A 25,554-nucleotide genomic window follows, 5' to 3' on the forward strand; every position below is an offset into this window, starting at 1 on the left:
CGGCTGCGGCGGAGGCGGCGGGGCCTGCGGCGCCTGCGCGGGCTGGGCGGGCGCATCATCGACCGTCACACCGTGATCGGTGACCAGCGCGGCGAAACCGCCCGCGTAGCCCTGTCCGACCGCACGTACCTTCCACCCACCCTGACGACGGTAGAGCTCGAGCGCGATCACGATCGACTCGGTGTTCAGCCCTTCGATCCGGTACTCGTACAACTGATTACCGGCCGCGTCCGACACGATCGCGGTCGGGGCGGGGAACATGCCGAAATTGCTGTTCGCGTCGTCCAGCGTGATCACCGCGCGGATCTGATCGATGTCGGCGGGCACGGCGTTCAACGACACCGCCAGCGACGCGGGCTGGCCCGCGGGCGCGGGCTGCAAGTTGACGCCGGGGCCGCTGGGCTGGTTGAAGAAGACGAAGTCGGCGTCGGAACGGACCTTGCCCCGCTCGGTGACCAGTAGTGCCGACAGATCCGACGGCGCCGTGAGCTGGACGGAAATCACCACGTCGTTGGTGGCCAGCGGACCGTTCTGGCCCTTGGCGAGAGTTGCGGACAAGTTCGACCCTTCGCTTGTCGGTGCGTTCGCCTGACACTCTACGAGAAACGCGCTGCGCGGCGCTTGTACTCAACTGCCGAGCTACCCCGACACTCGCGAAACATCGGTTAGGGTGACGGCACGCAGATGGAATACGGCGATCGCACCGTGTTCCCGATCGAGACAGCAGGCAGACACCGCATGGCGCAACTGTTCGAGCAATCGAAGAAGGTGATCGAGGCTCATCTGTCCGGAACCAGCCTCCGCGCGATCTCCGGCTCGATGATTGCCTACGAGGGAAACGTCCAGTTCAAAGCGGCCGGTTTCGGCGGAGGCGACGGTGTGATCGCCGGGCTGAAGCGCCGCGCCACCGGTGAGAAGCTGTCGCTGATGGAGTGCGCCGGGCACGGCCGGGTGTTCTTCGCCGTCAACGGCCAGCACGTCACCGTGGTCGATCTGAACAACGAGACGCTACAGGTGGAGTCGCAGCAACTGCTCGCGTTCGCCGGGAACCTGCGCACCGATGTGCGTTTCGCCGGGTTGCGCGGTGCGTCCAGCGGGCAGGGCCTGTTCACCACGACCGTCTCCGGCCAGGGTCAGGTCGCGCTGCTCTCGGCCGGCGGTCCGCTCATCCACCTGGAGGTTTCCCCGCAGTACCCGCTGATCGTGGATCCGGACGCGTTCGTCGCGGCGCGCGGGAACCTCAACCAGTCCTTCGTCACCGACGTGTCCTGGCGCAGTTTCGTCGGCCAGGATGCGGGCGAGGCGTTTTCGCTGCGCTGGGACGGCCAGGGCGTGGTGTTGATCCAACCGGCGGAACGGTAGGGGCGAGCGGGTGTTCGAGAAGGTCAACGGCAAAGTCGTCAAGGTCGATGTCGGGATGGCGGGCGGTGTGGTCGCCCGCAACGGCGCGATGCTGTTCTATACCGGCGACGTTTCGTTTGCCCCCCATCAGATTCCGGGGGCCCAGGGTATGGGCGGCATGGGCGGGCTGATGGGGCTGGCGGGCCGCGCGATGGCGGGTGAGCACGAGCGCACCATGCTCGCGCAGGGCAACGGCCAGGTCCATTACGGATTCGCGGGCCTGGAGGTCCACGTGGTGCACATGCAGCCGGGCGCGGCGCTGCGCGTCGAGGCTTCGCGGCTGCTGGCCAACACCGCCGGATTGCAGAGTTCGGTGGTGTCGGTGATGAGTTCGGGCGGCGGAGGCGGTGGCGGCCTGATGGGCGCGCTGCGTGGCGCCGCCTCGGGCGCGTTGACCGGGCAGGGCATGTTCACCACCCAACTGTCCGGGCAGGGGGCCGCGGTGCTGCTCGCGCACGGCGGATTCCTGGAATTGCAAGTGGGCGGGCCCAATCCGATCGTGGTCGACCCGCAAGCCTTCGTCGCCGCTTACGGCAACGTGCAGACCGAGCTCAAAGCGGCACTGAGCTGGCGGGATGCCGTCGGCCGCGGTTCCGGCGAGGCGATGCAATTGCACTGCGCCGGGCAGGGCGTCGTCTACGTGCAGGCCTCCGAAGAGAAGTTGTGAGCAGGGTATGTCCCAGATCCTCAACCCCATGAATCTCGGTGAGAGCGACAACATCCCGGGAAACAGCTACGCGTACTGCATCGACCTGAACAAGCCGTGGTTCATGCGCAAGGGCGCGATGATCGCCTATTACGGCGACATGCGGTTCCAGATGCTCACCCACGGGTTGCAGGGCGGGCTGCTGCACATGGTGTCGCAGCAGTTCTCGGCGCCGCTGTTCACCGGCGATTACGTCGTCGCGGAGGGGCACGGCAAGCTGATCATCGGCGACCGCGGCTACGACATCAATTCCTATGACCTCGAGGACAACGGGAACCTGACCATCCGGGCGGCGAACCTGCTGGCCTTCGAGCCGGGCCTGTCGCTCAACCAATCCATCGTGCCCGGCTTCCTCACCCTCATCGGCACCGGCAAGTTCCTCGCCTCCTCCAACGGACCGGTCATGTTCGCCGAGCCGCCGCTGCGTGTCGACCCGGAATCGCTGGTCGGCTGGGCGGATTGTCCCTCCCCCAGCCACCACTACGACGAGCGCTGGATCTCGAACTTCCTGGCCGCCGGTGCGGCGCGCTTCGGCGTGAACTCCGGTGAGGAGCGTCAGTTCGAGTTCACCGGCGCGGGCACCGTGCTGATTCAATCCAGCGAGAAGGTGCTCAGCGACTCGATGCTGGTACGCACCATCGAGGGACAGATCCAGAGCGGCATCACCGTCGGCGGCCTGCAAAGACTGCAAGGGCTCATCGCGCAGCAACTGGCGGGGCAGCAGCAGTACTGAGCGCCGGCATGCCGGACGCGCGACGGCGAGCCGGTCAGGGCGTGAGCAAACCGTGTCAGAGCAACTCTCGCTGACGGGCGGATCACATACGGAGAGCGAAGGATTCGCGACGGAACGGTGAACTCGTCTCGATGCGCACCGGCGCAGGTCCACGGTCGGCGCAGAATCGGGTCATGGCTGACTCGGCGCTTTCGGCGCAGCGTCGCACGGCGCTGACGCACCCGGCCCACGACGAATTCTGCTTCGCGACAGCGTATCCGCGGGTCGCCGACTACTGGGCCGCCGCGGGCCGGTTGCCCGGCACCGGGGACGACATCGCCGACGCCACGTTCGACCTACACCTGCTGCACTACATGACCGGTGGCGCGAGCACGAACCCGTACTGGGACATCGTCGCCGCGGCGGTATCGCCGGGGCCGTGGGAGCGCGCGAACCGCTCCGAGGTGAACGGTGGTAACCCGAAAGGCAGTGCGCGACTGGCGTACGCGCAGATACTGCTGCAAGCCGCCTACGCCTACGCGATCCCCTCGCCCGCGACATTGCGCTGGATAGCGGACGTCGCGCAGGGCCAATCGGTGCTGGAAGTCGGCGCCGGGCGCGGCTATTGGGCCTACCAGCTCACCCGAATGGGTGTGCCCACCAATGCTTTCGACTCACACCCGCCGGACCGGGCGGTCAACACGGCATTCCCCACCGCCGCGGGACTGCCCGCGACCTGGCACCCCACCGCGACGCCACCCGTGTCGACCGCCGATCTCGCCGCCGCCCACGCCGACGACGCGCTGTTCCTCTGCTGGCCGCCCGGCTGGGAGAACCCCATGGCTTCGACGACGCTCACCGCCTACCAGGACGCGGGCGGCTCGCTGCTGCTCTACATCGGCGAACCGCGCGGCGGGCGCACGGCCGACAGCGCGTTCTTCGACGCGCTCGAGGCCGGGTGGACTCTGCTCGACCAGGACCCCGGCTACATCTCGTGGTGGAATCTCGACGACCGGGCACAGTGCTGGCAGCGTCGGTGAATTCAGCTCGCGCGCTGGAACTCCCACGGGTCGTGCGCGCTGATCAAAGTGACCTCGGCACCGTGATCGCGGTGTAGTTCGCGCAGCCGCGCCTGGGTGCCCAGTCGCAGGTCGCGGTGGACCTCGGAGGTGGTCTGCACGATGTCGAGCACCGGGTGGGGCTGCGGCGCCGGATCGAGTTCGCGATGGTAGTAGTACGCGTCGCCGCAGTGCAGCAGCCAACGTTCGCCGTCGCGGACCGCTACGCCGGTGTGGCCCGCGGTGTGCCCGCCCAGCGGAATCAACTGGAAGTCGCCGGGCAGGTCCTTCGGTTGGATCGCGTCGAAGCCGAACCACTGTCCCGTCGGGTCCGACGGGTAGGTCTGCCAGAGCGGGTCGTGGGCCCAGTGCGCGGGGCGGTAACGGAAGCTGGGCGCTTCGGCTCGCGCCGCCGCCAGTTCCGCGGCGAGGACGTGGACCCGCGCGTGCGGGAAGTCGGGCAGTCCGCCGCAGTGGTCCACGTCGAGGTGGGTGAGGATGATGTGCCGGACGTCGGCGGGGTCGTAGCCGAGCCGCTGGACCTGCCGGATCGCCGTCTCGTCCTCGGTGAGCACGGGCTGGGCCATCGCCACCCAGTCCGCCCCGAGCGTGCCCGCCGCGTCACGCACGTCATCGAGACCGATGCCCGTCTCGATCAGGGCCAGCCCGTCGGATGCCGTCTCGACCAGCAGGCAGTGGTTCACGGCATGGGCGGGCGCCGGTCCGTCGTAGGTGGCTTCGATCTGCCGAACCGAGCCGCAATTGAGGTGATGGATCGTCATGCGAGTTAGTCTGTGACTTGAAGCGCGGTTCAAGTCAAGGAGACGAGATGAACGACCTGCTCGATATCGCCGAAGTCGGCGAGCGAACCGGCCTCGCCCCTTCCGCACTGCGCTTCTACGAGAAACGCGGGCTCATCACCGCCACCGGCCGCAACGGCCTGCGCCGCACCTACCACCCCGACATCCTCGGCCGCCTCGCCCTCATCGCCTGCGCTCGCGGCGCCGGTTTCACCCTGGCCGAGATAGCCCGCTTCCTGCGCGCCTCCCCCACCGACGCCGAACTACGCACCCGCATGGCGGAAAAAGCCAGGCAGCTGGACGACGACATCACCCGCCTCATCCGCATGCGCGACAGCCTCCGCCACGCCTCCACCTGCACCCACGACCCCTTGGTCGAATGCCCGGACTTCAAGTCCACCTTCGAACCGGCCACCAGGTCGGCGTGAGTGCGCAAATGCGGCTTGTCAGGGCGTGGAGTCGGGCGAAGGATCGTCATCTTCAATCGAGACGACATCCCCGTCGGAGCCTGTGAATGAAGCAGTGGTCCACCGGGATTGCTCGCCGGACGGACACACATTCGCGCCGACCCAGTCGACAGAGAATGCCTTCCCGTCGACAACTATGAAAGGTTCGCTGGGGAAGCCATATTCATCGACTACCGACCACGTTCCGTCAGGGTGCTCCATCCATGCCGCAGGACCATCTTGTTCGTCCGCTCCCAGTCGGCCCACGGCTGGTTCTCCGCGGATCCGAGGCTGTAGGCCGAGGCGGACGAGTACTGCTTGCAGCCGGGACCATGACCGGAGTGGACATTCGCGACGAAGAGGGCTTGCTCGAAGGATCGGAATGAGCTGTCCTTCGCGCATTTACGGTGCATCATGCGCCGGTCCGCATCGGCCGACGAGATGGTCATCGATCGGTCTCCCGCTCGACGCGCTGGATGATGTCATACACATCGACCGATTCATCGGGTTCGGCCTCCCGGTCGATAAGCCACGGCAGGACATACCAGATGATCCACAGCCCGAACAGGACTGCGACAACAACAACGGTGGCGGTAACGAGATCTGCGGGCATCACACAACCTCTCGGCAGACTTGAGTTGTCGCCGCCAGCTCAAGAAAACCCTTGGCAGAGCGACACTTACGGAGAGATTGTGACTTCGCGGATGCCTTTGGCTCGATACCTCTGCAGGTATCTCACTGTGAGATATACGCTTGGACACCATGGAGACGAGGTATGGGGGAATCGACGTCCCTGCGGCGGTCTGGCACAAACCCGAGGTCGCCGCGCTTCTGCGCCGACGCGATGTATCGGCGCTCCTTCGCTCAATTCAGCGATACACGGGAGCGAGCCAAGCACGTATCGCAGGGGCAGTAGGACTTGGCCAGGGTCGGGTCAATGAGATCATCAACAGCAGACGAACCGTCACCCGCTTCGATGTATTCGAACGGATCGCGGACGGTATCTCGATGCCGGACCACGCGCGCGTCTTGTTCGGCCTAGCTCCACGTCACGTACAGACACTCACCGGCCATGCGGAGATCGCGCAAGCATTCACCCTTCAGTCGGAGGCCGACGCCGAACTTCGCCGATGCGCCTCGGTCGCAGATCGGATCGATCTGCTGGCAGTGCGCGGCCTGGGTCTGCTTGCGCTGAACGACTCGCTACTGCGCGGCGCGTTGATGCAGCGGACCAACCGTGTCAGTGTCCGAGCTCTGCTGCTCGACCCCGATTCCCACGCCACTGGCCTCCGAGCGGCAGAAATAGGTGAATCGAGACAGTCCTTCGCCGCTGGGATCGAGCTGGCTCTGGCCCGGACATCAGAATTCCGCGATCATCCTTTCGTCGAACTACGAGTCGCTGTCTACGACACGCTGCCCACATGGCGGATGCTGATCTTCGATCAGACGCTGTATCTGTCTGCGTTCGGCGCGGCGGCGGAGGGACATCGCTCAGGGATGTACAAGCTCACGGCGGCGACCGATGGCGTCCTGCATGCTGGATTTCTACGACAGTTCGAGCAGATGTGGCTCCAAGCCCGGCCGATCGAGGAAGGATCCGCCACATGATCGAGGCCGAACTCAAGGCTCGGGTCCAAGACGTGGAGTCCGTACGGGCTGCGCTGTCGGTTCGCGATGCAGGGCAGCGCTCCAGGTATCAGGACACCTACTACGACCTGCGGGACGGGGGATTGTCGGTGGAGGGTCGTGAGCTGCGGCTGCGGACGATCACGGCAGATAACGAGCGGCGATCGCTACTGACATACAAGGAACCCGCGGTCGATACGGCCAGCGGGTCCAAACCGGAATACGAGACCGAAGTGGCCGATCCCTCGGTGATCGACTCAGTGCTGCGCGGTCTCGGCCTCATAGACCTGATCAGCTTCGAAAAGCATTGCGTCAATTATCGATTCGAATGCGAGGGCCGCGAACTCGTTGCCACGCTGGTGACCGTTCCCGAATTGGACGGCACGTTCATCGAGCTGGAGACGATGGTGTCCGAGTCGGAGCTGGCGCAAGCGCTGGAGGTCGTTCGGACCGCGCTCCATCAGCTCGGCATCACTGACAGTGATCTCACCACCGAGCAGTACACGGATGCCGTGCTGGCTACTCGGCGGGCGTCGGAGCTGCCTTGATGAACCAGTTGATGATTTCCTCGCCCGCCAGGATGCCGGTGGCTCGGGTGATGGTGAGGTTGGGGTGGGTCCAATTGAGTTGTTCGAGTTCGCCGTGGCGGGGGCGGATGGCGGAGTCGGCGGCGCGCAGCATGTCGGCGTCGAGGGCGCCGTCGCCCGCGGCGAGCGTGCGGGCATCGTCGGCGAGTTCTCCGCCTTCCCAGAGGCGCTTGCGCACCTCGTCGACCGCGCGGCTCTTGCAGACGGCCTGCGGCATGGTGTAGATCTTGCGGCCCTGCTGGGATGCCGACCAGCCGCGTGGACGACACCAGTCGTCCCACTCGGCCAGGAATCCCTCGGGCACCTCCTTGGGCTTCACCACCAGATAGCAGAAGAGGTGGTCGGCCACGCGGAACTTGGTGACCCAGGAGTCATCGATGCGGGCGTGCAATTCCTTGCTCACCTCGGACAGGTTGGCGCCTCCCGCACGGACCTTGGCGTCGATATCGATGCGCCAGCTCAGATCGGGCACGCCGTCGACCAGGATGTTCCCGCCGTTGCTGGTGATCGCGTAGCGCCAGGGCGCTCCGGGCAGCCGGATGCGGTCGAACTGTTTGATGGTGCGGGTGGTGGTGGGAACGACGGCGGCGGGTTCGGTCAGGGTCTGCATCCGCAGCGCCGCGGTGGTCGTCATGAAGGACAGCGGCGCCCCTTCCAGATGCTCCACGCAGACCGTCGGCACGTCGGCGGTGGTGCTGAAGGCGTTACGCGAGTAGATCATCGTCCGGTCCAGGTCGGTCGCGATCAGCGCGCGTCTTCGGTGTGCTGTCGGAGATAGGTTCACTGCTGCACGTCCTTGATCAATCCCATGCACGAATATGCCAGGTCCGCGACGACTTCGACCGGGACACCCCGGGCCGCGGCGAGCATCCGGATGTGCGCGTGCTCCGGCGCGTCCGCCTCGCGCACCAGCACCCGCCACGGCACCCGCCGCAGCAGCACCCGCGTGGTCTCGCCGACGCCGGGCTTCACGAAGTTCACGCTGGCGATGCCGTACCGCTCGCGCACTTGCTCCACCGACGCCCAGCCGGACCAGGTGGGCGTCCGGTCACCGGCGCGGACCGCGGCCACCTCCGCGGGCACCCGGTCGCGGACCGCGTCGAAGGCGCCGCTCACGACATCCAGCAGACGTCCGGACACATCCGCACCGGCCAGTTCGCGGTAGAACTTGGCGCCGTGGAAATCACCGGGGCCGATCAGCGTGTCGTTGAGCACCGTGCGCGAGATCAAGCCGGAAACGGTGGAATTCAAGCAGGCCGAGGCGATCAGGAAGTCGTCGCGGGTGCCGTAGGTGCGCACGCAGTACCCGGGATCGGCCAGCACCGCCAACTCGTCGTCGAACCGCGCGCCACCGGCCGCGTGATAGGCGTCGAGCGCCTCGGTCAGCTCGCGGGTGATCGCCCCTTTGCCGGTCCATCCGTCCACGAACACGACCGAGGCCGGATCGTGCTGCTCGGCCAGGTAGTCCAGCGCCACCGCGTCGATGCCGCGATCCCGCACGATCGACACCGCGTAGTGCGGAATCTCGAGGCTCGGACGCCGCCAACGCAGCCAGCGGCGCATCAGAATCCCGACCGGCGTGCCCGCCCGCGCCAGCGACGCCAGGACGATGTCCTCGCCGCGTTCGGCGACGACCAGCTCGGAGACGGTCGCCACGGCCAGCGCGAGCCGCTCGGCGCTGGCCGCCAGCACCTCGTCGAACAGCGACCGATACGTCGCGTCCGGCTGGTACTCGATCGGCAGCGACTCCGCGTAGTGCGCCTGCCCCGCCTGGATCCGCCGTTCCCGCTCGGCGACGTCGGCCTCCAGATCGACGCCCGACAGGTCCTTGAGCAGCCAGGAGACCTCGTCGGCGGCGTAGGAGCCGAACTCCGGCCCGTGCAGCGGCGTGGGTAGCGCACCCACCTCGGTACTCGTCACGCCCGGCTCCCGTTCGCTGTCGCGCGTTCGGCGTGCAGCCGCCGCGGGTCCGCCTCGGGCAGCACCGCGAGCAGCACGTCCGCTCCGGAAGCGGTCAGTACGTCGACCAGCCCGTTCTCCGCCGTCAACGCGGAGGTGTCGGCGGGCGAGTCGACCACCACGACGAGCACCGGATCGATCGCCGGATGGTCACCGCCACTGTCACCGGCGATCGGGGCCACCTTCTCCCCGCGCGCCGGAGCGGCCGCCGGGCGAGCACGCCCGCCGTCGCTGTCCACGCCCTCCGCCGCGATCGCGACCCCGTCGCCGCCGCGTGCCGGAGCCGAATCGGTGATCAGCGCTCCCAGCCCCGCCAGGTCGGCCTCGAACAAGTCGAGCGAATCCACGGCCCAGTGCGCGTTGTACAGATAACGTGGCGCGACATCGCCCGGCTCCGGGGCGATGAACCGGAACCCCCGCCGCAACGGATACCCCGGCTCGTCCAGCACGTACGCGGGCGACCGTGTCGTGGTCTGGAAGCGCGTGCGCCTCCCCGACTCGGCGAGCAGCGCCGCCAACCGCAATGGCAGGTACATCAGCTCTTCGTGCCCGAGCACGATGGTGGCCCGGCCGGGGAAATCGGCGCCGAGCCGGGCGGTCAGCACCTGCCCCGCCTCCAGCAGCGCGGCCTCGAACGCGTCGGTATCGGAGGCGAGGATGCCGTGCCTGCCGCCCTCGGGAACAGCGGCGGGCCACGGGAGTTCGACCCGTCCGAAGGAACCGAGGCGCCCGGCGGTCGGATTGAGCCGCGGTTCGGGAAGCGCGCCGACCGCATCGCTCAGCCCCTCGGGCAGCGACGCCCGGCCGGTGGCGAGGCAGACGGTATCGATACGCGCGCCGAGTTCGGCGGCGGCCGCATCGAACGCGGCGCGGTCGCTCTCATCGCGCAGGTCGACAAGCGACGCGAGCACGTAGTGGGCGCGCGGCGAGAAGGCGTGCAACGCGCGCACCGCGTCGATCGCGGTGGCACCGGTGGAGATCTCGTCGTCGACGAGCACCAGCGGCAGGTCGTTGACGAAGATGTCGGCCGGCGCCGGCTGTAGCAGGTGCGAGGTGGCATGCGAATGCCCCTCCTCGAACCCGGCGAGCGTCTGCGCGTGCGGCACCTCGCGCCGGGTCGAATGGAGATAACAGCTCGCGCCGATCCGCGCGGCCACACAGTGGCCGAGTCCCGTCGCGGTCTCGGCGAACCCGAGCACGACGGCTTCGCGTTCACCGAGCACCGCGCGCACCAGATCACCCAGGTGATCGCCCGCGCCGAGCACCACCCGCGGATCGGTCGGCAGGTGCTTGCCGAGCACGGTGGATACCAGCAGGTGCGCCCTGCGCCGGTTGTTGTGGCGAACACCCGGCTGGACCAGCGCCGTGATCGGCAGCCGCGCCGAGCGCAGCCGGTCCGAATCGCGTTCGCGCATCGGGTCGCAATGCAGCGATATGCCGAGAGTTCTTGTTGCCCAGGGAATTTCGCTGCTACCGAGTTCGGTCGCTCGGCCGTTCATACGGTGACCATCGCGGTAAGCAGATCCACGAACGACACTCCCTTGTTCGCCACGCCGAACACCCGTGCGCGCAACAAGGTCTGTCGCGCCCAACTGCGATGCGGCCGCATCTCGTTCATCTTGTTCCGGTAACCGGAGGCCGCCACGCCGCCGACGTCCTCGCGCAGGATGTCCAGCGCGTCCGAGTACTCCTCGTGCGACACCACCGACAGCGCGTGCACGGCGGACACGTGCGACGGGTGGATCACCGTCTTGCCCTGGATGCCGTTGGCCCGGTCCAGCGTGATCTCCCGCAGCAAGCCGTCCAGATCCCGGCTGACCAGGTACTGCCGGAACGGCACCGCGTCGGACTCCTCGAACGGCGCGGTCCGCAGCAGCGGCCGGAACATCCGTTCGTGATCGGCGAAGTACTCCCACACCGGCCCCGTGATGACGAACCCGGTACCGTCCGCGCGCCCCAGGTAGTTCACGATGTCGGCGATGACGTCGGCGACCACGCGCACGTCGTAGATGGTCAGGTCGCGGTCGCGGCGGATGCCGAACGTCGAGCACATGTCGGTCGCGCCCACCCGCACCGCGAGCACCCGCTCCCGGTGCGCGGCCAGCAGCGCCGCGATCTGGGTGAGCTCGTAATCGCGGGTCTCCCGATGCACCAGCCCCGGCGACTCCAGCACCGGCATCCCGTACAGCGGCCGGTCCACCCGCTGGGCCGCGATGTTCAGCGCGTTGAGGTACTTCGGTCCGGTGACGCTGTCGAACTTCGGGAACACGAACCCGGTCAGCACCTTGGCGCCCGGTCCGAGTTGCTCGATGAGTTCGGTGATCGTGTCCGCGTCGCGCACCCGGACGAACAACAGGGGATTGGCGTCGTGGCTGCTCGCGAGCAGATCGAGCGCGGCGACGGTCTGCTGCTTGGCGTATTCCACCTCGTGATCGGCCACCGCGTCCTCGAGGTCGATCACCATCGAACACACCCCGTGCTCGGCGCGCCTGCCGATCGTCAGCGCGAGATCGGGCCTGGTCGCGGGCGCGTACAGCGTCGCGCCGAGCCCGACCGCGAGCAACTCGCGATCGGTGTGGTCGTCGCCGAACGGCTCGGGCTGCCGGTGGAAGAGTCGCCTCGCCTCCGGGCCGTGCAACTGCCGGAAGTGGCGCAGCGGCATTCGCTTCCGCAGGGAAACCTCCTGCTGGACGGCGATGCCTGCGGTCATCGTTGCCCCATCCTCATTCTCGTCGTGGTCCTGCTTGTCTTCTCATTCGTTCCACTACCCCGGCTATGAATTCCGTAACGGCATTCAGTTCCGTCACATAGGCCCAGTAGTCGGGATGACGCCCCGACAGTGTTTCGCTGATTCGGTCGATCCGTGCCGCTTGCGCGTCGAGCACCGAACCCCATTCGGCGACCAGCCCGCGGCTCACCGCGAGCATCTGCGCGTCCCGCAGCCGGAATCGTACGGCCTTGGCCTGTTCTTGCGGGTCGGACCGGATCGCACGCAGCAAGGTGAGCCGCTTGGTGACGGCGTCGACCCGCTGCTCGGCCTCGGCGAGGAACCCGCGCGCGGATGTGGTCAGATCAAGTGCAAACTCCGGATTGTTCTCCGCCGCCGCCGTACGCGCCCTGCCCAAGGCCGCGTCCGCGGCCTCGATGGCTCGCTGGCTTTCCCGCTCATTGTTAGCCAGATCGGCCGAACTCGCAGCATTGAACTCGCGCAGCAGCGCCGAGAAGGCCTGCGGAACGCCTTCGGCCCTGGTCCGGACGGCGGCAAGGCGGGTTGTCACCGAGGAGATAGCGGTGTTCGCGGCCGCGGCCCGAGATGGTGCTTGCGCCAATGCATCCGCCAGCTCCCTGGTGGCCGTCTCCAGCCGGTTCGCGGCCTCCCGCACCGCGCCCGCGGGTGCGCCGGAACCCGACGCCTCCAGTGTGACCAGCGCCTCGTCGACCGCGGTGGCGCCCTTGCGCACCGACGGATAGTTCGCGAACTCCGACTCGGCGGCCCGGCCGCGCACCTCGGCGGCGGCGGCCTTCACCTGCTGCGCCAACCGCGGCACCGCGCCGAGCACGGCCACCGCCTCTTCGAGCTTGCCCTGGTCGCCGCGATAGAACTCGTCGACGGCGTGCGCCGCGTCGGTCAGTTGCCGTACCGCGGCGTCGACGCGTTGCCCGCCCTGCGGGACCGGCGGCCCGCCCTGCTGCGCGGCCTCCAATTCCGCGCTCAACGTCAGATAGACCTCTGCGGCGCCATAACACTTGTGGCGCACCGGTTCCCAGCGCGCGCCCGTCCGCCGCTCGGGGAAGATCTGATCGGCGGCGTGCACCGCCGCGTCGGCCGCGCTCTGCCGCCGGTCCATGTCGAGGAACGCCGTCGCCAGCGCCGCGCGGGCATGTTCGATCCACTCGTCGTTTCCCGACGAACGGAACCAACCGCGCCTTCGCCCTGCCACGCCCCGATGGTAGGAGATCTTCCTGTTCGCCGGGGGTTACGCCGGTTCCTACGCAAGTTCGCGGAAACCTACTACTGTCGTATGACGTACCCGGCGATTCGGACATGCTGGGAACCAATGACGGACTATTGAAAGGGAATCCCGCATGGGTGTCAGTTTGTCCAAGGGCGGCAATGTCTCGCTGACCAAGGCGGCGCCTAACCTCACTGCTGTTGCAGTCGGCCTCGGGTGGGATGTGCGGACCACCACCGGCACCGACTTCGACCTCGACGCCAGCGCCATCGCGACCGGCGCGGACAAGAAGGTCCTGTCCGACCAGCACTTCGTCTTCTTCAACAACCTGCGCTCGCCCGAGGGCGCGATCGAGCACGCGGGCGACAACCGCACCGGCGAGGGCGAGGGCGACGACGAGGTCATCAACGTCGACCTGGCAAACACCCCGCCCACGATCGAGAGCATCTTCTTCCCGGTCTCGATCTACGACGCCGACTCCCGCTCGCAGTCCTTCGGCCAGGTCCGCAACGCCTACATCCGCGTCGTGGATCGCAGCAACGGCGAGGAGCTCGCCCGCTACGACCTCACCGAGGACGCGTCGACCGAAACCGCCATGGTCTTCGGCGAGCTGTACCGCAACGGCGCGGAGTGGAAGTTCCGCGCGATCGGCCAGGGTTACGCCTCCGGTCTGGCGGGCATCGCCCGTGACTACGGCGTGAACGTCTAAGCAACACTTCGCTGTTCGCAGGGGGCCCGGCGACGGGCCCCCTCGTCATGCGGCCCAGGCATGCCGGCGCCCTGGGAGCAGCGTTGGACAACCGGCGATCCAGCAGCCACGCTGGTAGCAACGTCGCCGCCTCGTCTTCACTCACGAAAGGTCCCAGCGTGGTCCTGCGCATATTCGGCATGTCCCTCGTCGTCACGGTGCTCTCGCTCATCGCTGCGGTCGTGTACGGCGGACCGACCGCACTCGCGCTCGCCGCGATCCTCGGCATCCTCGAGGTGTCCCTCTCGTTCGACAACGCCGTGATCAACGCCACCGTGCTCGAACGCATGAGCGCTTTCTGGCAGCGGATCTTCCTCACCATCGGCGTGTTGATCGCCGTCTTCGGCATGCGGCTGGTCTTCCCGCTGGCCATCGTGTGGATCACGGCCGGGCTGGATCCCGTCCGGGCCTTCGACCTGGCCCTCAACCCGCCCCCGGGCGACGCGCTGACCTTCCCGGACGGCAGCCCCAGCTACGAGAAACTGCTCACCGACGCGCACCCGCAGATCGCGGCGTTCGGCGGCATGTTCCTGGCGCTGCTGTTCCTCAACTTCATCTTCGAGGAACGCGACATCACCTGGCTGAGCTGGCTGGAACGGCCGCTGGCCAAGGCGGGCAAGCTGGACATGCTCTCCGTGGTGGTCGCGGGCGGCGGCCTGATCCTCACCGCCGAGTTCATCGCCGACGAGGCGCACCGCTCGACCGTCCTGGTGGCGGGCCTGCTCGGCATGATCACCTACATCGCGGTGGACGGCCTCGGCTCCATGTTCCACACCGAGGAGCACACCGAAGGCGGCCCCTCCGAGCTGGTGAAGGCCACCGGTAAGGCGGGCTTCTTCCTGTTCCTCTACCTGGAGGTGCTCGACGCGTCGTTCTCCTTCGACGGCGTGATCGGCGCGTTCGCCATCACCTCCGACCCGATCATCATCGCGCTCGGCCTCGGCCTGATCGGCGCCATGTTCGTCCGGTCGATCACGGTGTACCTGGTCCGCAAGGGCACCCTGTCGGAGTACGTCTACCTGGAGCACGGCGCGCACTGGGCGATCGGCGCGCTGGCGGCGATCCTGCTGGTCTCGATCGGCGTGCACATCAACGAGATCGTCACCGGCCTGGTCGGCGTCGCGTTCATCGGCGCGGCCTTCCTCACCAGCATCGTCCGCAACGGCCGAGCGGACGAGGAGGAACTGGACAGCGAACGGGAACCCACGCCGGTAGGCTGATTCCCGGCAAGCAGCCGAAGACCCGTTGCGGCAGCGGCCCCATCCCAGCGGATGGCCGCTGCCGCTCTCGTTTCCACAGAGGGGGGATCGCGCCATGGCGATCAACGCCAACCCTGGCGGCGTCAACCTGTCCAAGGTGACCCTGTCGAAGGCGACACCCAGCATCAATCTGACCAAGCCGGGTGAGCAACAGGGCACCATGCGGGTCAACCTGAACTGGTCGAGCGGATCCAAGGGTTTCTTCCGCCGGTCCAAGCCCGTCGACCTGGACCTCGGCTGCCTCTACGAACTGTCCACCGGAGCCAAGGGCGTCGTCCAGGCGATCGGGAACAATTTCGGCACTTTGGAGGCCGAGCCCTACATCCGGCTCGACGGCGACGACCGCAGCGGTTCGGCGACCACGGGCGAGAACATGCACATCGACCTCGCCCGGCCCGAGTTGTTCCGGCGCATCCTGATCTTCGCCTTCATCTACGAGGGCGTGCCCAACTGGGCCGCCGCCGACGGCGTGGTCACGCTCTACCCCACGTCCGGTCCGCAGATCGAGGTCCGCCTCGACTCTCCGGTGGACGGCGCGCGCTCGTGCGCCATCGCCCTGCTGCTGAACCAAGGGGCCGGGATCACCGTGCACCGCGAAGTGCATTACGTCAACGGCGCCCAGCGCGAACTCGACCAGGCCTACCAGTGGGGCATGCAGTGGCAGGCAGGGCGAAAGTAGGTCACCGCGCCGCGGGCACGGGCTGCCGCGCCACGACCGCCGAGCCGGTCGGCGTGCGCGCGGCGAACATCAAACCGACCAGGCCGATGCCGAGCCCGGCGACCGTCAGCAGTCGCAACGGCTGATCGATCAGCAGCCAGGCCAGGATCGCGGTCACGGCGGGCGTCGCGAAGAACAGCTTGCCCACCCTGGTCGCGTCCCAGCGGCGCAGCATGGCGTTGAACAGCAGGAACGCGGCCATGGAGTTCACCAGCACCATCCAGGTGAGCGACCCGGCGAAGCGGCCCGCGTCCGATACGTGCGTCTGGCCCGACAGCCAGGCCAGCGCCCCCGCGATCGGCGCACTCACCACCACGTGCAACGCCGTGGCGGCCCTGGGATCGACAGCGGGCACGAACCGTTTCTGATACACGGTGCCCAGGCTCAGCCCGAGCAACCCCACCACGCACAACGCCAATCCGGTCAGTGAGAAGTGGGACTGGTCGAACACGGCCAACGCGACTCCGATTCCCCCGACACCGAAGCCGAACCACTGCCGCAGGGTGACGACTTCGCCGATCAGTCCCGCGCACAGGGCGATGACCACCGGATTCAAACCCTGCACGAGCGCGATCACCGCCGCCGAGACGTGCTCGGCCATCGCCGTGTAGAACGCGCCGAACTGGACCATCTGCATCAGCAACCCGGCGACGAGCACATGGCGCAGTCGACTTCCGCGCGGCCACTCGACCCGCGCGAGCAGCGCGTACGCGACGAGCAGAATCCCGGCGACGGTGAAGCGCACGAACAGCACCAGCAGCGGTGGCGCGGCGCCGACCCCGATCACACCGGCGATGAAAGCACTGCTCCACAACAGGACGAACAGCGGCTGCGCGGCCACCATCGCGAACCGACTCTGCACGGGACCTCCCGAAAATAACCACCTTGGGCGGTTATCACCGTGACATCCTGCGGACTAACCTGTCAAGGCGGTTACCATGAGGACGTGTTCACCTTCGTGAGCGGAAATCTCGCCTTGGACTTCGCCGGGACCGTCAAGGCGCGCTCGACCACGTTCGAGGACGCCCTCACCACACCCGCCGCGCTCGCCGACTGGATCGCCGCCGCGAACCTGCTCGACGATCCCCCGCCCGCCGACGCGGGCACCCTCGCGCGTGCGGTGCGCCTGCGCGAGGCGGCTTATCGGTCGGCACTGGCCGCCGCGCGCGGACACGCCTTCGACGACGCCGACCGCCGCACGCTCAACGAGTTCGCCGTGGCAGCACCGCCCTCGATCAGCCTGGGCACCGGCGGCGCGGTCGTCCGCTCCGGTGACGCGGATGCCGCCTTGGCCGCCGTCGCCCGTTCCGCGATCGAGCTACTGGGTGGCGGGGCACTCGTCAAGGAGTGTGGCCGGACCGTATGCACCCGGCTCTATGTGGACACTTCCCGGGGCGGCTCGCGCCGTTGGTGTGACATGACGCTGTGCGGCAACCGCGCCAAAAGCGCCGCCTTCCGCGCCCGGCACGGCGGGCCTTAGACCACCGGAACCAGATTGCGGGGGTCGGAGTGTGCCACCGGGGGCGGCGTCGAACGGTGCCCTCGGGGCATCGCCCACACGAACACGAAGAACAACACGACCAGCAGGCTCGCGCGCCCCCACACACCGAATTGGACGACGTTCTCCATCTGCTCGACCGAGGTGCCCGCACCCATCGAGTAGAAGTAGCGGAACACCCCGATCCCGATGGCCGCGTCGGCGACGAGATAGCTGCCGATAAGCCACCAGGGCACCTCGAGCAGCACGAGGAACGGCACCAGCCACAGGGTGTACTGCGGCGAATGCACCTTGTGGAACAACAGGAATCCACACAGCATCGCCCCGCTCACGCCCACCCACGGGAATACGCCGACCGTCAGGTAACGCTTCCAGCCGAGCCACATCGCGAGCGCGAACGCCGCGAGCACCAGCAGCGGCGAGGCGATGGTGACCACCTGCTGGAACGCCGCCTCGCTGCGCGCGTCCGGGCCGAACATCGGCCGCAGTCCCCAGTACCAGATCGAGTTCGTGGTGATGTCGGCCTGACGCAATTGCTGGAAGGTGATCGACGCGCGCCAGCCCTCGTACCCCACCAGCGCGAACGGCAGGTTCACCGCGACGACGGTGCCGATCGCCGCGGCGGCGGTGAGCAGCGCGCCGCCCAGGTCGAGTTCGCGCTCGCGCTCCTCCGGGGCACGGTCGACGCCGCCGGTCAGCACGTACGCCAGCAACGGCAACACGAAGATCCCCGGGTACAGCTTGAGGCAGAACCCGAGGCCGAGCAGCACCGCGGCCAGGATTCCCCTGGTACGCACGGAGTACCGGGTCAACGTCGCCATCACGTAGACGGCCGCCACCGCCGTGCAGACCACCGGGAGCTCCCAGTTGTGGAAGGCATAGAGCACCAGCGGCGGTCCGGCCGCCCAGAGCAGGGCGGCGCCTCCGGCCAGGCGAGCCAGCATCCACGCGGTCAGCAGCGCGAACGGCGCGAGCAGCAGCGCGGAGTACCGCAGGAAATCGGCGTCGTTGTGCGCGCCGACGGCGCCGAGCCACATCAGCACACCGCTGAGCACCGGGTACTCCACCGCGCCGCCGACCAGGGCCCCGCCGTCGGTGATGCCGCCGCTCACATAGGGAAAGACGTGCTCGTTGATGTCTCGGCCCAGCCAGAGGAATTGGATGTCCGAATAGCAGACGTCCGAATCCTTGATGACGTCGAAAACCGTGCTGCGCCCGTCCTCATTGAACGGCGCCCCCGCGCAGCGCGCCTTGTTCGCGTACGCCAGCCCCAGGACGAGACCGCAGAGCAACACCACCACCACGGCAAATGCCGCGCGGCGTCGCACACCACCCGCGGGCAGGTCGCTGGCGGCGAGTGCGGTCGGCATGGATCCACCCTAAGCGGACGGTCCGGGCCGCGCCGCCGTTCCCCTCCCCCGAAGGTGATCGCGCGGACCGCTCCCGTGCTCGCCCGGGCGGCTCGGCGGGGCGATTTCACTGCCCACACCCCGCTCATGTAGCCTGTTCGGGTTGCTGACGCAACGACCCTCCTGCCACGGACCGTCCGTGGCCGTTTCCTAGTCCACAGGAGGTGATTGGTCCGTGCGTCATTACGAAGTGATGGTCATCCTCGATCCGAGCCTGGACGAGCGCACTGTTGGTCCGTCGCTGGACAACCTGCTCAGTGTCGTTCGCACCGAAGGCGGCAAGATCGACAAGGTCGACATCTGGGGCCGTCGCCGGCTCGCCTACGAGATCGCCAAGCACGCCGAGGGCATCTACGCCGTGGTCGATCTGACCGCCGAGCCCGCCACCGTGAGCGAACTCGACCGCCAGCTCGGTCTGAACGAGACGGTGCTGCGCACCAAGGTTCTGCGCCACGACAAGTAGTCCGGCAACTCTCGTTTGCGTCGGAGCCTGTGCCTAGGCTCTAGCGCAACAGCGAGACGCGGACTGCACACCGAGCAGGAGGAACCACATGGCAGGCGACACGGTCATCACCGTCATCGGCAATCTGACGGCCGACCCGGAGCTTCGATTCACACCGGCGGGAGCGGCGGTGGCGAATTTCACCGTCGCGTCGACACCCCGTGTGTTCGACCGTAATTCGAACGAATGGAAAGACGGCGAAGCGCTGTTCCTGCGCTGCAATATCTGGCGCGAGGCCGCGGAGAACGTCGCCGAAAGCCTGACCAGAGGTTCCCGTGTCATCGTGAGCGGACGGCTCAAGCAGCGCTCCTACGAAACCCGCGAGGGTGAGAAGCGCACGGTCGTCGAGCTCGAGGTCGACGAGGTCGGTCCCTCGCTGCGCTACGCCACCGCCAAGGTCAACAAGACCAGCCGCGGCAGCGGTGGCGGCGGCTTCGGGTCCGGCTCCGGCGGCGGTGGCAACTACGCCTCCTCCGGTAGTAGCGGTGGGCGTTCCGGCGGTGCCGAGGACGACCCTTGGGGCAGTGCGCCCGCGGCCGGCTCCTTCGGGGGCGGCGGCCGCATGGATGACGAACCGCCGTTCTGAGAACGGCCACAACGGCCCGCAGGAATTCGGGCCATCACTGATTACGGAGTACAAGACCATGCCTAAAGCGCCCGCGCGCGAAAAGGTGCTCAAGAAGAAGGCCTGCGCGTTCTGCAAGGAGAGCAAGACCGGCACCGTCAACATCGATTACAAGGACACGGCGTTGCTGCGCAAGTACGTCAGCGACCGCGGGAAGATCCGCGCCCGCCGCGTCACCGGCAACTGCGTGCAGCACCAGCGCGATATCGCGGTTGCGGTCAAGAACTCGCGTGAGGTGGCGCTGCTGCCTTACGTGTCGACGGCTCGCTGAGAAAGGGAGGCACACAAATGAAGTTGATTCTGACTGCTGATGTGGACAACCTCGGTGCCCCCGGCGATACCGTGGAGGTCAAGGACGGCTACGGCCGCAACTACCTGCTGCCGCGCGGCCTGGCGATCGCGGCCAGCCGCGGTGCGCAGAAGCAGGTCGAGGGCATCCGCCGGGCGCAGGAAGCCCGCCGGGTCCGCGACCTGGACCACGCCAACGAGCTGAAGCAGGCCATCGAGGCCTTGGACTCGGTCTCGCTGGCGGTCAAGACCGCGGGCACCGGCAAGCTGTTCGGCTCGGTGACCCAGTCGGACGTCGCGGCGGCCGTCAAGGCGGCGGGTGGCCCCGTTGTCGACAAGCGCAGCATCGAGCTGCCGAAGTCGCACATCAAGTCGACCGGCAAGCACGGCATCGTGGTGCACCTGCACCCGGATGTGGTGGCGAAGTTCGACCTCACGGTCACCGCCGCCTGATTCAGGCATTGCGTCGAGGACCGCTCCCCTCTGTTGAACGGGAGTGGTCCTCGGCTGTGCCCTGTCATCCGAGCCTGTTTAATAGCTAATTATTTGCCGAATGGCGCCGAGCGTCATTCGGGACAATCGGGGCGTCACTCCACCCGCACAAACGCTCCGCTCACCCAGCCTGTGGATTACCGGTAAAACCGACCGCTCGCAATGTGATTCAGGTCATATGCAGCTCACGTGCTGTTAACCCAACACGCCCGGCTGTTCAACTCGGCCGACACGCCGGTACTTCTTTAATCCACACCTGGGAAAACGCGGAAGTCTCTATCTATCTGCGTATTTGGCCTCGGCGACCTGGGTTTTCCCCAAGTTGTCCACAGGGGCTGCACACGGTTGGGTGAACTTTCCCCAAGTTATCCACAGCTGTGTGCACAGTGCGGTTTGGTGCACGCCCCGTAGGTCGCCTAGGTTCGTCGCATCGCTGCGCGCGGAACGCTCCCGATCGCGGGCACGGACGGGTGCCGCAGCGGTAGCTGGAGCCCTGGTCAACGGCTTTCACGTACGTGTCGGTGCCCGGGAGTAAAACGAGTCGACAGGGTGCAACCCGGTCGTGGGGTAGAGAGGACGGTCGAGTCTGGTGACAGCCACCGATGACCGCGGGCGCAGGGATTTTCCGCCCGAACCCCCCGGCGAAGACTTCGGCCGACAGCCTCCGCACGACATGGCGGCCGAGCAGTCGGTGCTCGGCGGCATGTTGCTGAGCAAGGATGCCATCGCCGACGTCGTCGAGGTGATTCGTCCCGGCGATTTCTACCGTCCCGCTCATCAGGCCGTCTACGACACGATCCTCGATCTCTACGGGCGCGGGGAACCCGCCGACCCGGTGACCGTCGCCGCGGGCCTCGACCGCCGTGGCGAACTCAAACGCATCGGCGGCGCGCCTTATCTGGTCACGCTCACCCAGACCGTGCCGACCGCGGCGAACGCCAGCTACTACGCCGAAATCGTCGCGGAGAAGGCCATTCTGCGCCGCCTCGTGGAGGCGGGCACCCGCATCGTCCAGTACGGCTACGCGGGCGCCGACGGCCAGGACATCGCCGAGGTCGTCGACCGCGCCCAGGCCGAGGTCTACGAGGTCACCGAACGCCGCACCAGCGAAGACTTCCTGCCCCTCGAGGAATTGCTCCAGCCGACGATGGACGAGATCGACTCCATCGCCAGCCGCGGCGGCATCTCCCTCGGCGTCCCCACCGGTTTCACCGAACTCGACGAGGTCACCAACGGCCTGCACCCGGGTCAGATGATCATCGTCGCGGCCAGGCCTGGAGTCGGGAAATCGACGCTGGGAATGGATTTCATGCGCAGTTGCTCGATCAAGCATGGCTTGGCGAGCGTTATCTTTTCCTTGGAGATGAGCCGGACCGAAATTGTCATGCGGTTGTTGTCGGCGGAGGCGAAGATCAAGCTCGGGGATATGCGGTCCGGGCGGATGAGCGATGACGACTGGACGAAATTGGCGCGGCGGATGAGCGAGATCAGCGAGGCGCCGCTGTTCGTGGACGATTCACCGAACCTGACCATGATGGAGATTCGCGCCAAAGCGCGGCGGCTCAAGCAGCGCCACGATTTGAAACTCGTTGTGGTGGACTACCTGCAGCTGATGACCTCCGGTAAGAAAGTCGAATCCCGCCAGCAGGAAGTCTCGGACTTCTCCCGAAATCTGAAACTACTGGCCAAGGAACTCGAAGTGCCGGTGGTGGCGATCAGCCAGCTGAACCGCGGCCCCGAACAGCGAACCGATAAGCGCCCGATGGTGTCCGATCTCCGCGAGTCGGGGAGCCTCGAGCAGGACGCCGATATGGTCATCCTGCTGCATCGTCCCGACGCATTCGAGCGGGACGACCCGCGCGGCGGTGAGGCGGATCTCATTCTCGGCAAGCACCGTAATGGTCCCACCGCGACGATCACCGTCGCCCACCAATTGCATTTGTCGCGCTTCGTGGACATGGCCCGCGGCTAGTCCCGGCGAGGAGATGACGCGCGCGTGCGGGTGCTCTCGCGTGCGCGATCGGCGGCACCGCTGAGTGGCCCCTGCCGCGCCGGATAGCGGGCCGTTCGTTTCCGCCCGAGTAACGCTCGGGTCCCCAACCACGACGTCCTCGGTGACGTATGGCCCGTCGGGGGGCTTGTCCGTCCACTTTGTCGGTGTATGGAATGGGAATCAGGACATGGCTCTTCGCGAGTTCTTCGCGCGGCATCGCATCGCTTCGGCCGCTGCCGCGCCGGCTGTACTGGGGGTGGCGGCGGTCGTCGCCGCCTCGTTGGCACTGACCTCGGCGCCGGAAACCAGGGATACGCAGCTCACGTCGTCCGTCACGGAATGCCACGACATGGTCACCATCTCGGTGGCCGGTCGCAACGACACTCCGCGGGAGGGCACCACCAAGATGCTGGTGGACGCCGACGGCAACCCGTTGCCCGCCGCCCTGTCCGGTGATCACAGCAGTGAGTGGGTCGACCCGGTGGTCAACGCGCCGGCCGACGACGTCGATCCCGGCGCGTACGCCGCGGTCTACATCGCGTACCCGGCGGACATGTCCACGTACGAGGATGCCGTCAACGCGGGTGTCGCGAACACCGAACAGGTGATGCGGGAGATCTCCGCGGCGTGCCCGGACACCAAGTTCTCGATCGTCGGCTACAGCGAGGGCGCCGACGTCGTGCGCCGCGTCGCGATGAAGATCGGTCACCAGGAGCCCGGCCAGGACGGCGCCTACGGGATCGTGGATCCCGACGACGTCGTCGGTGTCGTCATCCTCGCGGACTCGGGTCGCTCGGCCGGAGACCGGCCGTTCCCCGGATCGAAGGACCCGTTCGGCAACCCGGACGGCTTCGACCAGCAGTATCAGAACGGCACGAACCCGGTGCCCGGTCAGGGCGCGGTGCAGGGAACCAGCGGTGACTTCGGTGCGCTGAACGGCAAGATCGCGTCGTTCTGCTCGGACGGCGATCTCACCTGCTCGGCCCCGCAGAACATCTCACTGCTGCAGTTGGTGGTCAACGTCGGCAGGCAGCTGAACGTCGACGCGCTCGAACGCGACGGGCTCACGCCTGCGACCGGGCAGGACGTCGCGGTGGTGCTCGGCAGGATCGCGCTGGCGGCGTTCGCCGACATCCAGTCGCAGCCGAACTGGATGCAGAGCGACGAGACCTTCCTGCAAGTGCTGCTGAGGGTGTCGGATCCGGCGTACAAGCCGGGTGAGCAGCCGAAGGCTCCCGCGAAGGCGGACGCGATCGCGGCCGACGACATGTCTCCGCTGGCCTACCTGCCGCAGAAGGTGTTCAACGAGATCATCGGTCTGATCGTGACGAACCAGAACACGATCCCCGTGATCATGAGTGACCCGTACAACCTCACGTTGGGCCCGAACCACACCGGTCATCACTTCGACTACTGGGACGACGCCGACCCCGGCGCAGGCAAGCCGCTGACCTCCGCCGAGTACGCCGCCGCGTGGCTCACCCATCTGGCGAAGCAGGCGCAGGCGGGCAAGCAGGTCGACCCGACGTCCAAGCCGCAAGAGGCGGACCTCGCCGCCGTGTACAAGGCGGCGGAGACCACCTCGGCGACGCCGACGACCGAAGCCGCCAAGACTTCGACCACGTCATCGACCAGCGCCGCCCCGACGACGACCGCCACCACGGGCAGTTCGACGACTACGGTCGCGCCGACGAGCACGACCTCGACGCCGGCGGTCACCACGACGCCCGCTCCGTCTCCGGTAGCGGCTCCGGTCGAGACAGCGAAGCCGACCACCACCGAAACGACCACGACCACGACCACAACGCAATCCGCGGCACCGACCACCAGTACGACCGCGCAAGCGTCGAATTGATCAACCCGTCGGCTCGTGATCGCCACTCGGCGCGGTCGCGAGCCGACGGCGCTTCGCTCAGACCAGGCCGCCGTTGGCGCGAATCACCTGACCGTTGACCCAGCGGCCGTCCGGGCCGGCCAGAAACGCCACCACAGCGGCGATATCGTCGGGTGCGCCGAGTCGTTGCAGTGGCACGGCGTCGGCGAGTCGCTGGATGGTGGCGTCGTCTTTTCCGTGCAGGAAGAGGTCGGTGGCGGTGGGGCCGGGCGCCACCGCGTTGACGGTCACGTCCCGGCCGCGCAGTTCACGGGCCAGGATCCTGGTCAGCACCTCCACCGCGCCCTTGCTGGCGGCGTAGGCGCTGTATTCCGCAAACGCGGTACCGACGACCGACGTGGAAAAATTTATGATCGCCCCGCCCGGTCGCAGCCGCCGGGCCGCCTGTTGGTCCACGACGAAGGTGCCGCGAATATTGGTCCGGTAGGTGCTGTCCAGCACCGTCAGATCCAGCTCGACCAGCGGCGCGAGCTGCATCCGGCCCGCGGCGTGCACCACCACGTCGACACCGCCGAATTCGCTTTCCGCTCGATCGAATACGGCCGCCATCGCGGACTCGTCGGCGACGTCACCCTGGGCGATCACCGCGACGCCCCCCGCGGCGCGAATGGCTTCGGCGGTGCTGTCGGCTTCGGCGGCATTCGAAGCGAAGTTCAGCACCACGGCGAACCCGTCACCTGCCAGACGTTCGGCGCACGCGCGGCCGATGCCGCGAGAACCGCCCGTCACCACCGCGACCCGCGCGGACCCGCCGTTTGTGGTTGCCACCGGATGCTGTTCCTTCCGTTCGTCGGCGTGATTCCGGAGCTGTTCGACGACGCCCGGTCACCGGGTAAGCGATACGCCGTGGGCCAGCGGCGTCGGTTCACCAGAAGGGGCC

Annotated in this window: 29 protein-coding genes; 17 read left to right on the forward strand and 12 right to left on the reverse strand. The window is 67.3% G+C overall.

Annotated features, from left to right (window positions below; genetic code table 11):
* The coding region (locus NG1_RS00005) for a TerD family protein (RefSeq protein ID WP_174554904.1) at positions 1-558 on the reverse strand (558 nt) is incomplete at its 3' end.
* Positions 559-738: 180 nt separating this feature from the next.
* Here NG1_RS00005 and NG1_RS00010 point away from each other — a divergent pair.
* From NG1_RS00010 to NG1_RS00025, 4 genes are all read left to right on the forward strand, one after another.
* A complete protein-coding gene (locus NG1_RS00010) occupies positions 739-1,362 on the forward strand; it encodes an AIM24 family protein (protein ID WP_062966764.1) in 624 nt (207 codons plus the stop codon).
* Positions 1,363-1,372: 10 nt separating this feature from the next.
* On the forward strand, positions 1,373-2,068 hold the full coding sequence (locus tag NG1_RS00015) for an AIM24 family protein (RefSeq protein ID WP_062966693.1): 696 nt from the start codon (positions 1,373-1,375) through the stop codon (positions 2,066-2,068).
* Between the two features lie 7 nt (positions 2,069-2,075).
* Positions 2,076-2,840, forward strand: a complete 765-nt coding sequence (locus NG1_RS00020; RefSeq protein WP_040871210.1) for an AIM24 family protein — start codon at positions 2,076-2,078, stop codon at positions 2,838-2,840.
* A 173-nt stretch (positions 2,841-3,013) separates the two neighbouring features.
* A complete protein-coding gene (locus tag NG1_RS00025; protein WP_062966696.1) occupies positions 3,014-3,859 on the forward strand; it encodes a hypothetical protein in 846 nt (281 codons plus the stop codon).
* A gap of 2 nt (positions 3,860-3,861) precedes the next feature.
* Here the strand turns inward: NG1_RS00025 and NG1_RS00030 are convergent, their stop codons facing one another.
* A complete protein-coding gene (locus NG1_RS00030) occupies positions 3,862-4,659 on the reverse strand; it encodes an MBL fold metallo-hydrolase (RefSeq protein ID WP_062966697.1) in 798 nt (265 codons plus the stop codon).
* Positions 4,660-4,706: 47 nt separating this feature from the next.
* Here NG1_RS00030 and NG1_RS00035 point away from each other — a divergent pair, with 47 nt between their 5' ends.
* Positions 4,707-5,105: a MerR family transcriptional regulator gene (locus tag NG1_RS00035; RefSeq protein ID WP_062966700.1), complete on the forward strand. Its 399-nt coding sequence runs from the start codon at positions 4,707-4,709 to the stop codon at positions 5,103-5,105.
* Between the two features lie 209 nt (positions 5,106-5,314).
* Here NG1_RS00035 and NG1_RS00040 read toward each other — a convergent pair whose 3' ends face one another.
* The gene (locus NG1_RS00040; RefSeq protein ID WP_062966702.1) at positions 5,315-5,572 is read right to left on the reverse strand and encodes a hypothetical protein; all 258 of its coding nucleotides are present in this window, start codon (positions 5,570-5,572) and stop codon (positions 5,315-5,317) included.
* Complete coding sequence (locus NG1_RS36245; RefSeq protein WP_157113780.1) at positions 5,569-5,736, reverse strand: hypothetical protein; 168 nt, start codon at positions 5,734-5,736, stop codon at positions 5,569-5,571. Before NG1_RS36245 ends, NG1_RS00040 begins: the two co-directional genes overlap by 4 nt.
* Before the next feature lie 149 nt (positions 5,737-5,885).
* On the opposite strand from NG1_RS36245, the gene NG1_RS00045 reads away from it, so the two are divergent.
* Together NG1_RS00045 and NG1_RS00050 are read left to right on the forward strand one after the other, a co-directional pair.
* Positions 5,886-6,731, forward strand: a complete 846-nt coding sequence (locus NG1_RS00045) for a hypothetical protein (RefSeq protein WP_063910222.1) — start codon at positions 5,886-5,888, stop codon at positions 6,729-6,731.
* Complete coding sequence (locus NG1_RS00050; RefSeq protein WP_062966706.1) at positions 6,728-7,297, forward strand: class IV adenylate cyclase; 570 nt, start codon at positions 6,728-6,730, stop codon at positions 7,295-7,297. Before NG1_RS00045 ends, NG1_RS00050 begins: the two co-directional genes overlap by 4 nt.
* Here the strand turns inward: NG1_RS00050 and NG1_RS00055 are convergent.
* The 5 genes from NG1_RS00055 to NG1_RS00075 all read right to left on the reverse strand — a co-directional run bounded on the left by NG1_RS00055 (position 7,269) and on the right by NG1_RS00075 (position 13,236).
* On the reverse strand, positions 7,269-8,057 hold the full coding sequence (locus tag NG1_RS00055) for an HAD family hydrolase (protein ID WP_062966708.1): 789 nt from the start codon (positions 8,055-8,057) through the stop codon (positions 7,269-7,271). The genes NG1_RS00050 and NG1_RS00055 overlap by 29 nt on opposite strands.
* 59 nt (positions 8,058-8,116) lie before the next feature.
* Positions 8,117-9,256: a cysteine protease StiP family protein gene (locus NG1_RS00060; protein ID WP_245659728.1), complete on the reverse strand. Its 1,140-nt coding sequence runs from the start codon at positions 9,254-9,256 to the stop codon at positions 8,117-8,119.
* The gene (locus NG1_RS00065) at positions 9,253-10,710 is read right to left on the reverse strand and encodes a phosphoribosyltransferase domain-containing protein (RefSeq protein ID WP_062966710.1); all 1,458 of its coding nucleotides are present in this window, start codon (positions 10,708-10,710) and stop codon (positions 9,253-9,255) included. Before NG1_RS00065 ends, NG1_RS00060 begins: the two co-directional genes overlap by 4 nt.
* Before the next feature lie 80 nt (positions 10,711-10,790).
* Positions 10,791-12,005: an HpcH/HpaI aldolase/citrate lyase family protein gene (locus tag NG1_RS00070; protein ID WP_084498588.1), complete on the reverse strand. Its 1,215-nt coding sequence runs from the start codon at positions 12,003-12,005 to the stop codon at positions 10,791-10,793.
* A 13-nt stretch (positions 12,006-12,018) separates the two neighbouring features.
* Positions 12,019-13,236 (reverse strand): hypothetical protein, encoded by a 1,218-nt coding sequence (locus NG1_RS00075; RefSeq protein WP_062966712.1) that lies wholly within the window; start codon positions 13,234-13,236, stop codon positions 12,019-12,021.
* A gap of 145 nt (positions 13,237-13,381) precedes the next feature.
* Between NG1_RS00075 and NG1_RS00080 the strand changes: the two genes are divergently transcribed.
* The 3 genes from NG1_RS00080 (at position 13,382) to NG1_RS00090 (ending at position 15,934) form a co-directional block, all read left to right on the forward strand.
* The gene (locus tag NG1_RS00080; RefSeq protein WP_062966714.1) at positions 13,382-13,957 is read left to right on the forward strand and encodes a TerD family protein; all 576 of its coding nucleotides are present in this window, start codon (positions 13,382-13,384) and stop codon (positions 13,955-13,957) included.
* Positions 13,958-14,115: 158 nt separating this feature from the next.
* Positions 14,116-15,216 (forward strand): DUF475 domain-containing protein, encoded by a 1,101-nt coding sequence (locus NG1_RS00085; protein WP_062966716.1) that lies wholly within the window; start codon positions 14,116-14,118, stop codon positions 15,214-15,216.
* Positions 15,217-15,310: 94 nt separating this feature from the next.
* The gene (locus NG1_RS00090; RefSeq protein ID WP_062966718.1) at positions 15,311-15,934 is read left to right on the forward strand and encodes a TerD family protein; all 624 of its coding nucleotides are present in this window, start codon (positions 15,311-15,313) and stop codon (positions 15,932-15,934) included.
* Position 15,935: 1 nt separating this feature from the next.
* Here the strand turns inward: NG1_RS00090 and NG1_RS00095 are convergent, their stop codons facing one another.
* Entirely contained in the window at positions 15,936-16,835 is a 900-nt protein-coding gene (locus tag NG1_RS00095; RefSeq protein ID WP_245659729.1) for a DMT family transporter, read from the reverse strand.
* Between the two features lie 84 nt (positions 16,836-16,919).
* Between NG1_RS00095 and NG1_RS00100 the strand changes: the two genes are divergently transcribed.
* Entirely contained in the window at positions 16,920-17,453 is a 534-nt protein-coding gene (locus NG1_RS00100; protein WP_062966722.1) for a CGNR zinc finger domain-containing protein, read from the forward strand.
* Here the strand turns inward: NG1_RS00100 and NG1_RS00105 are convergent.
* Entirely contained in the window at positions 17,450-18,841 is a 1,392-nt protein-coding gene (locus tag NG1_RS00105; RefSeq protein WP_062966724.1) for a glycosyltransferase family protein, read from the reverse strand. The genes NG1_RS00100 and NG1_RS00105 overlap by 4 nt on opposite strands.
* A 214-nt stretch (positions 18,842-19,055) precedes the next feature.
* Between NG1_RS00105 and rpsF the strand changes: the two genes are divergently transcribed.
* From rpsF to NG1_RS00135, 6 genes are all read left to right on the forward strand, one after another.
* Positions 19,056-19,343 (forward strand): 30S ribosomal protein S6, encoded by a 288-nt coding sequence (gene rpsF / locus NG1_RS00110; protein ID WP_040871220.1) that lies wholly within the window; start codon positions 19,056-19,058, stop codon positions 19,341-19,343.
* A gap of 88 nt (positions 19,344-19,431) precedes the next feature.
* Positions 19,432-19,968, forward strand: coding sequence for a single-stranded DNA-binding protein (locus NG1_RS00115; RefSeq protein WP_040871221.1), 537 nt, complete (start codon positions 19,432-19,434; stop codon positions 19,966-19,968).
* A gap of 58 nt (positions 19,969-20,026) precedes the next feature.
* A complete protein-coding gene (gene rpsR, locus NG1_RS00120; protein WP_040871322.1) occupies positions 20,027-20,278 on the forward strand; it encodes a 30S ribosomal protein S18 in 252 nt (83 codons plus the stop codon).
* A 17-nt stretch (positions 20,279-20,295) separates the two neighbouring features.
* A complete protein-coding gene (rplI, locus tag NG1_RS00125) occupies positions 20,296-20,748 on the forward strand; it encodes a 50S ribosomal protein L9 (RefSeq protein WP_040871222.1) in 453 nt (150 codons plus the stop codon).
* A 628-nt stretch (positions 20,749-21,376) separates the two neighbouring features.
* Complete coding sequence (dnaB, locus tag NG1_RS00130) at positions 21,377-22,759, forward strand: replicative DNA helicase (protein WP_084466690.1); 1,383 nt, start codon at positions 21,377-21,379, stop codon at positions 22,757-22,759.
* 208 nt (positions 22,760-22,967) lie between these two features.
* Positions 22,968-24,635: a cutinase family protein gene (locus tag NG1_RS00135; protein ID WP_062966728.1), complete on the forward strand. Its 1,668-nt coding sequence runs from the start codon at positions 22,968-22,970 to the stop codon at positions 24,633-24,635.
* A 57-nt stretch (positions 24,636-24,692) separates the two neighbouring features.
* On the opposite strand, the gene NG1_RS00140 is transcribed toward NG1_RS00135, so the two are convergent.
* Positions 24,693-25,442, reverse strand: coding sequence for an SDR family oxidoreductase (locus NG1_RS00140; protein WP_062966730.1), 750 nt, complete (start codon positions 25,440-25,442; stop codon positions 24,693-24,695).
* Between the last annotated feature and the right edge of the window lie 112 nt (positions 25,443-25,554).

The sequence above is a fragment of the Nocardia gamkensis NBRC 108242 genome (assembly GCF_001612985.1).
Classification (GTDB): Bacteria; Actinomycetota; Actinomycetes; order Mycobacteriales; family Mycobacteriaceae; genus Nocardia; species Nocardia gamkensis.

What these genes read in the sequence shown, in the direction of transcription:
- NG1_RS00135 (WP_062966728.1), top strand. Translation starts at nt 22,968, where the DNA reads ATGGCTCTTCGCGAGTTCTTCGCGCGGCATCGCATCGCTTCGGCCGCT.
- NG1_RS00040 (WP_062966702.1), bottom strand. Translation starts at nt 5,572, where the DNA reads ATGACCATCTCGTCGGCCGATGCGGACCGGCGCATGATGCACCGTAAA.
- NG1_RS00090 (WP_062966718.1), top strand. Translation starts at nt 15,311, where the DNA reads ATGGCGATCAACGCCAACCCTGGCGGCGTCAACCTGTCCAAGGTGACC.
- NG1_RS36245 (WP_157113780.1), bottom strand. Translation starts at nt 5,736, where the DNA reads ATGCCCGCAGATCTCGTTACCGCCACCGTTGTTGTTGTCGCAGTCCTG.
- NG1_RS00010 (WP_062966764.1), top strand. Translation starts at nt 739, where the DNA reads ATGGCGCAACTGTTCGAGCAATCGAAGAAGGTGATCGAGGCTCATCTG.
- NG1_RS00045 (WP_063910222.1), top strand. Translation starts at nt 5,886, where the DNA reads ATGGAGACGAGGTATGGGGGAATCGACGTCCCTGCGGCGGTCTGGCAC.
- NG1_RS00025 (WP_062966696.1), top strand. Translation starts at nt 3,014, where the DNA reads ATGGCTGACTCGGCGCTTTCGGCGCAGCGTCGCACGGCGCTGACGCAC.
- NG1_RS00020 (WP_040871210.1), top strand. Translation starts at nt 2,076, where the DNA reads ATGTCCCAGATCCTCAACCCCATGAATCTCGGTGAGAGCGACAACATC.
- NG1_RS00035 (WP_062966700.1), top strand. Translation starts at nt 4,707, where the DNA reads ATGAACGACCTGCTCGATATCGCCGAAGTCGGCGAGCGAACCGGCCTC.
- rpsR (WP_040871322.1), top strand. Translation starts at nt 20,027, where the DNA reads ATGCCTAAAGCGCCCGCGCGCGAAAAGGTGCTCAAGAAGAAGGCCTGC.
- NG1_RS00050 (WP_062966706.1), top strand. Translation starts at nt 6,728, where the DNA reads ATGATCGAGGCCGAACTCAAGGCTCGGGTCCAAGACGTGGAGTCCGTA.
- NG1_RS00055 (WP_062966708.1), bottom strand. Translation starts at nt 8,057, where the DNA reads ATGATCTACTCGCGTAACGCCTTCAGCACCACCGCCGACGTGCCGACG.
- NG1_RS00030 (WP_062966697.1), bottom strand. Translation starts at nt 4,659, where the DNA reads ATGACGATCCATCACCTCAATTGCGGCTCGGTTCGGCAGATCGAAGCC.
- NG1_RS00080 (WP_062966714.1), top strand. Translation starts at nt 13,382, where the DNA reads ATGGGTGTCAGTTTGTCCAAGGGCGGCAATGTCTCGCTGACCAAGGCG.
- rplI (WP_040871222.1), top strand. Translation starts at nt 20,296, where the DNA reads ATGAAGTTGATTCTGACTGCTGATGTGGACAACCTCGGTGCCCCCGGC.
- NG1_RS00070 (WP_084498588.1), bottom strand. Translation starts at nt 12,005, where the DNA reads ATGACCGCAGGCATCGCCGTCCAGCAGGAGGTTTCCCTGCGGAAGCGA.
- NG1_RS00065 (WP_062966710.1), bottom strand. Translation starts at nt 10,710, where the DNA reads ATGCGCGAACGCGATTCGGACCGGCTGCGCTCGGCGCGGCTGCCGATC.
- NG1_RS00115 (WP_040871221.1), top strand. Translation starts at nt 19,432, where the DNA reads ATGGCAGGCGACACGGTCATCACCGTCATCGGCAATCTGACGGCCGAC.
- NG1_RS00105 (WP_062966724.1), bottom strand. Translation starts at nt 18,841, where the DNA reads ATGCCGACCGCACTCGCCGCCAGCGACCTGCCCGCGGGTGGTGTGCGA.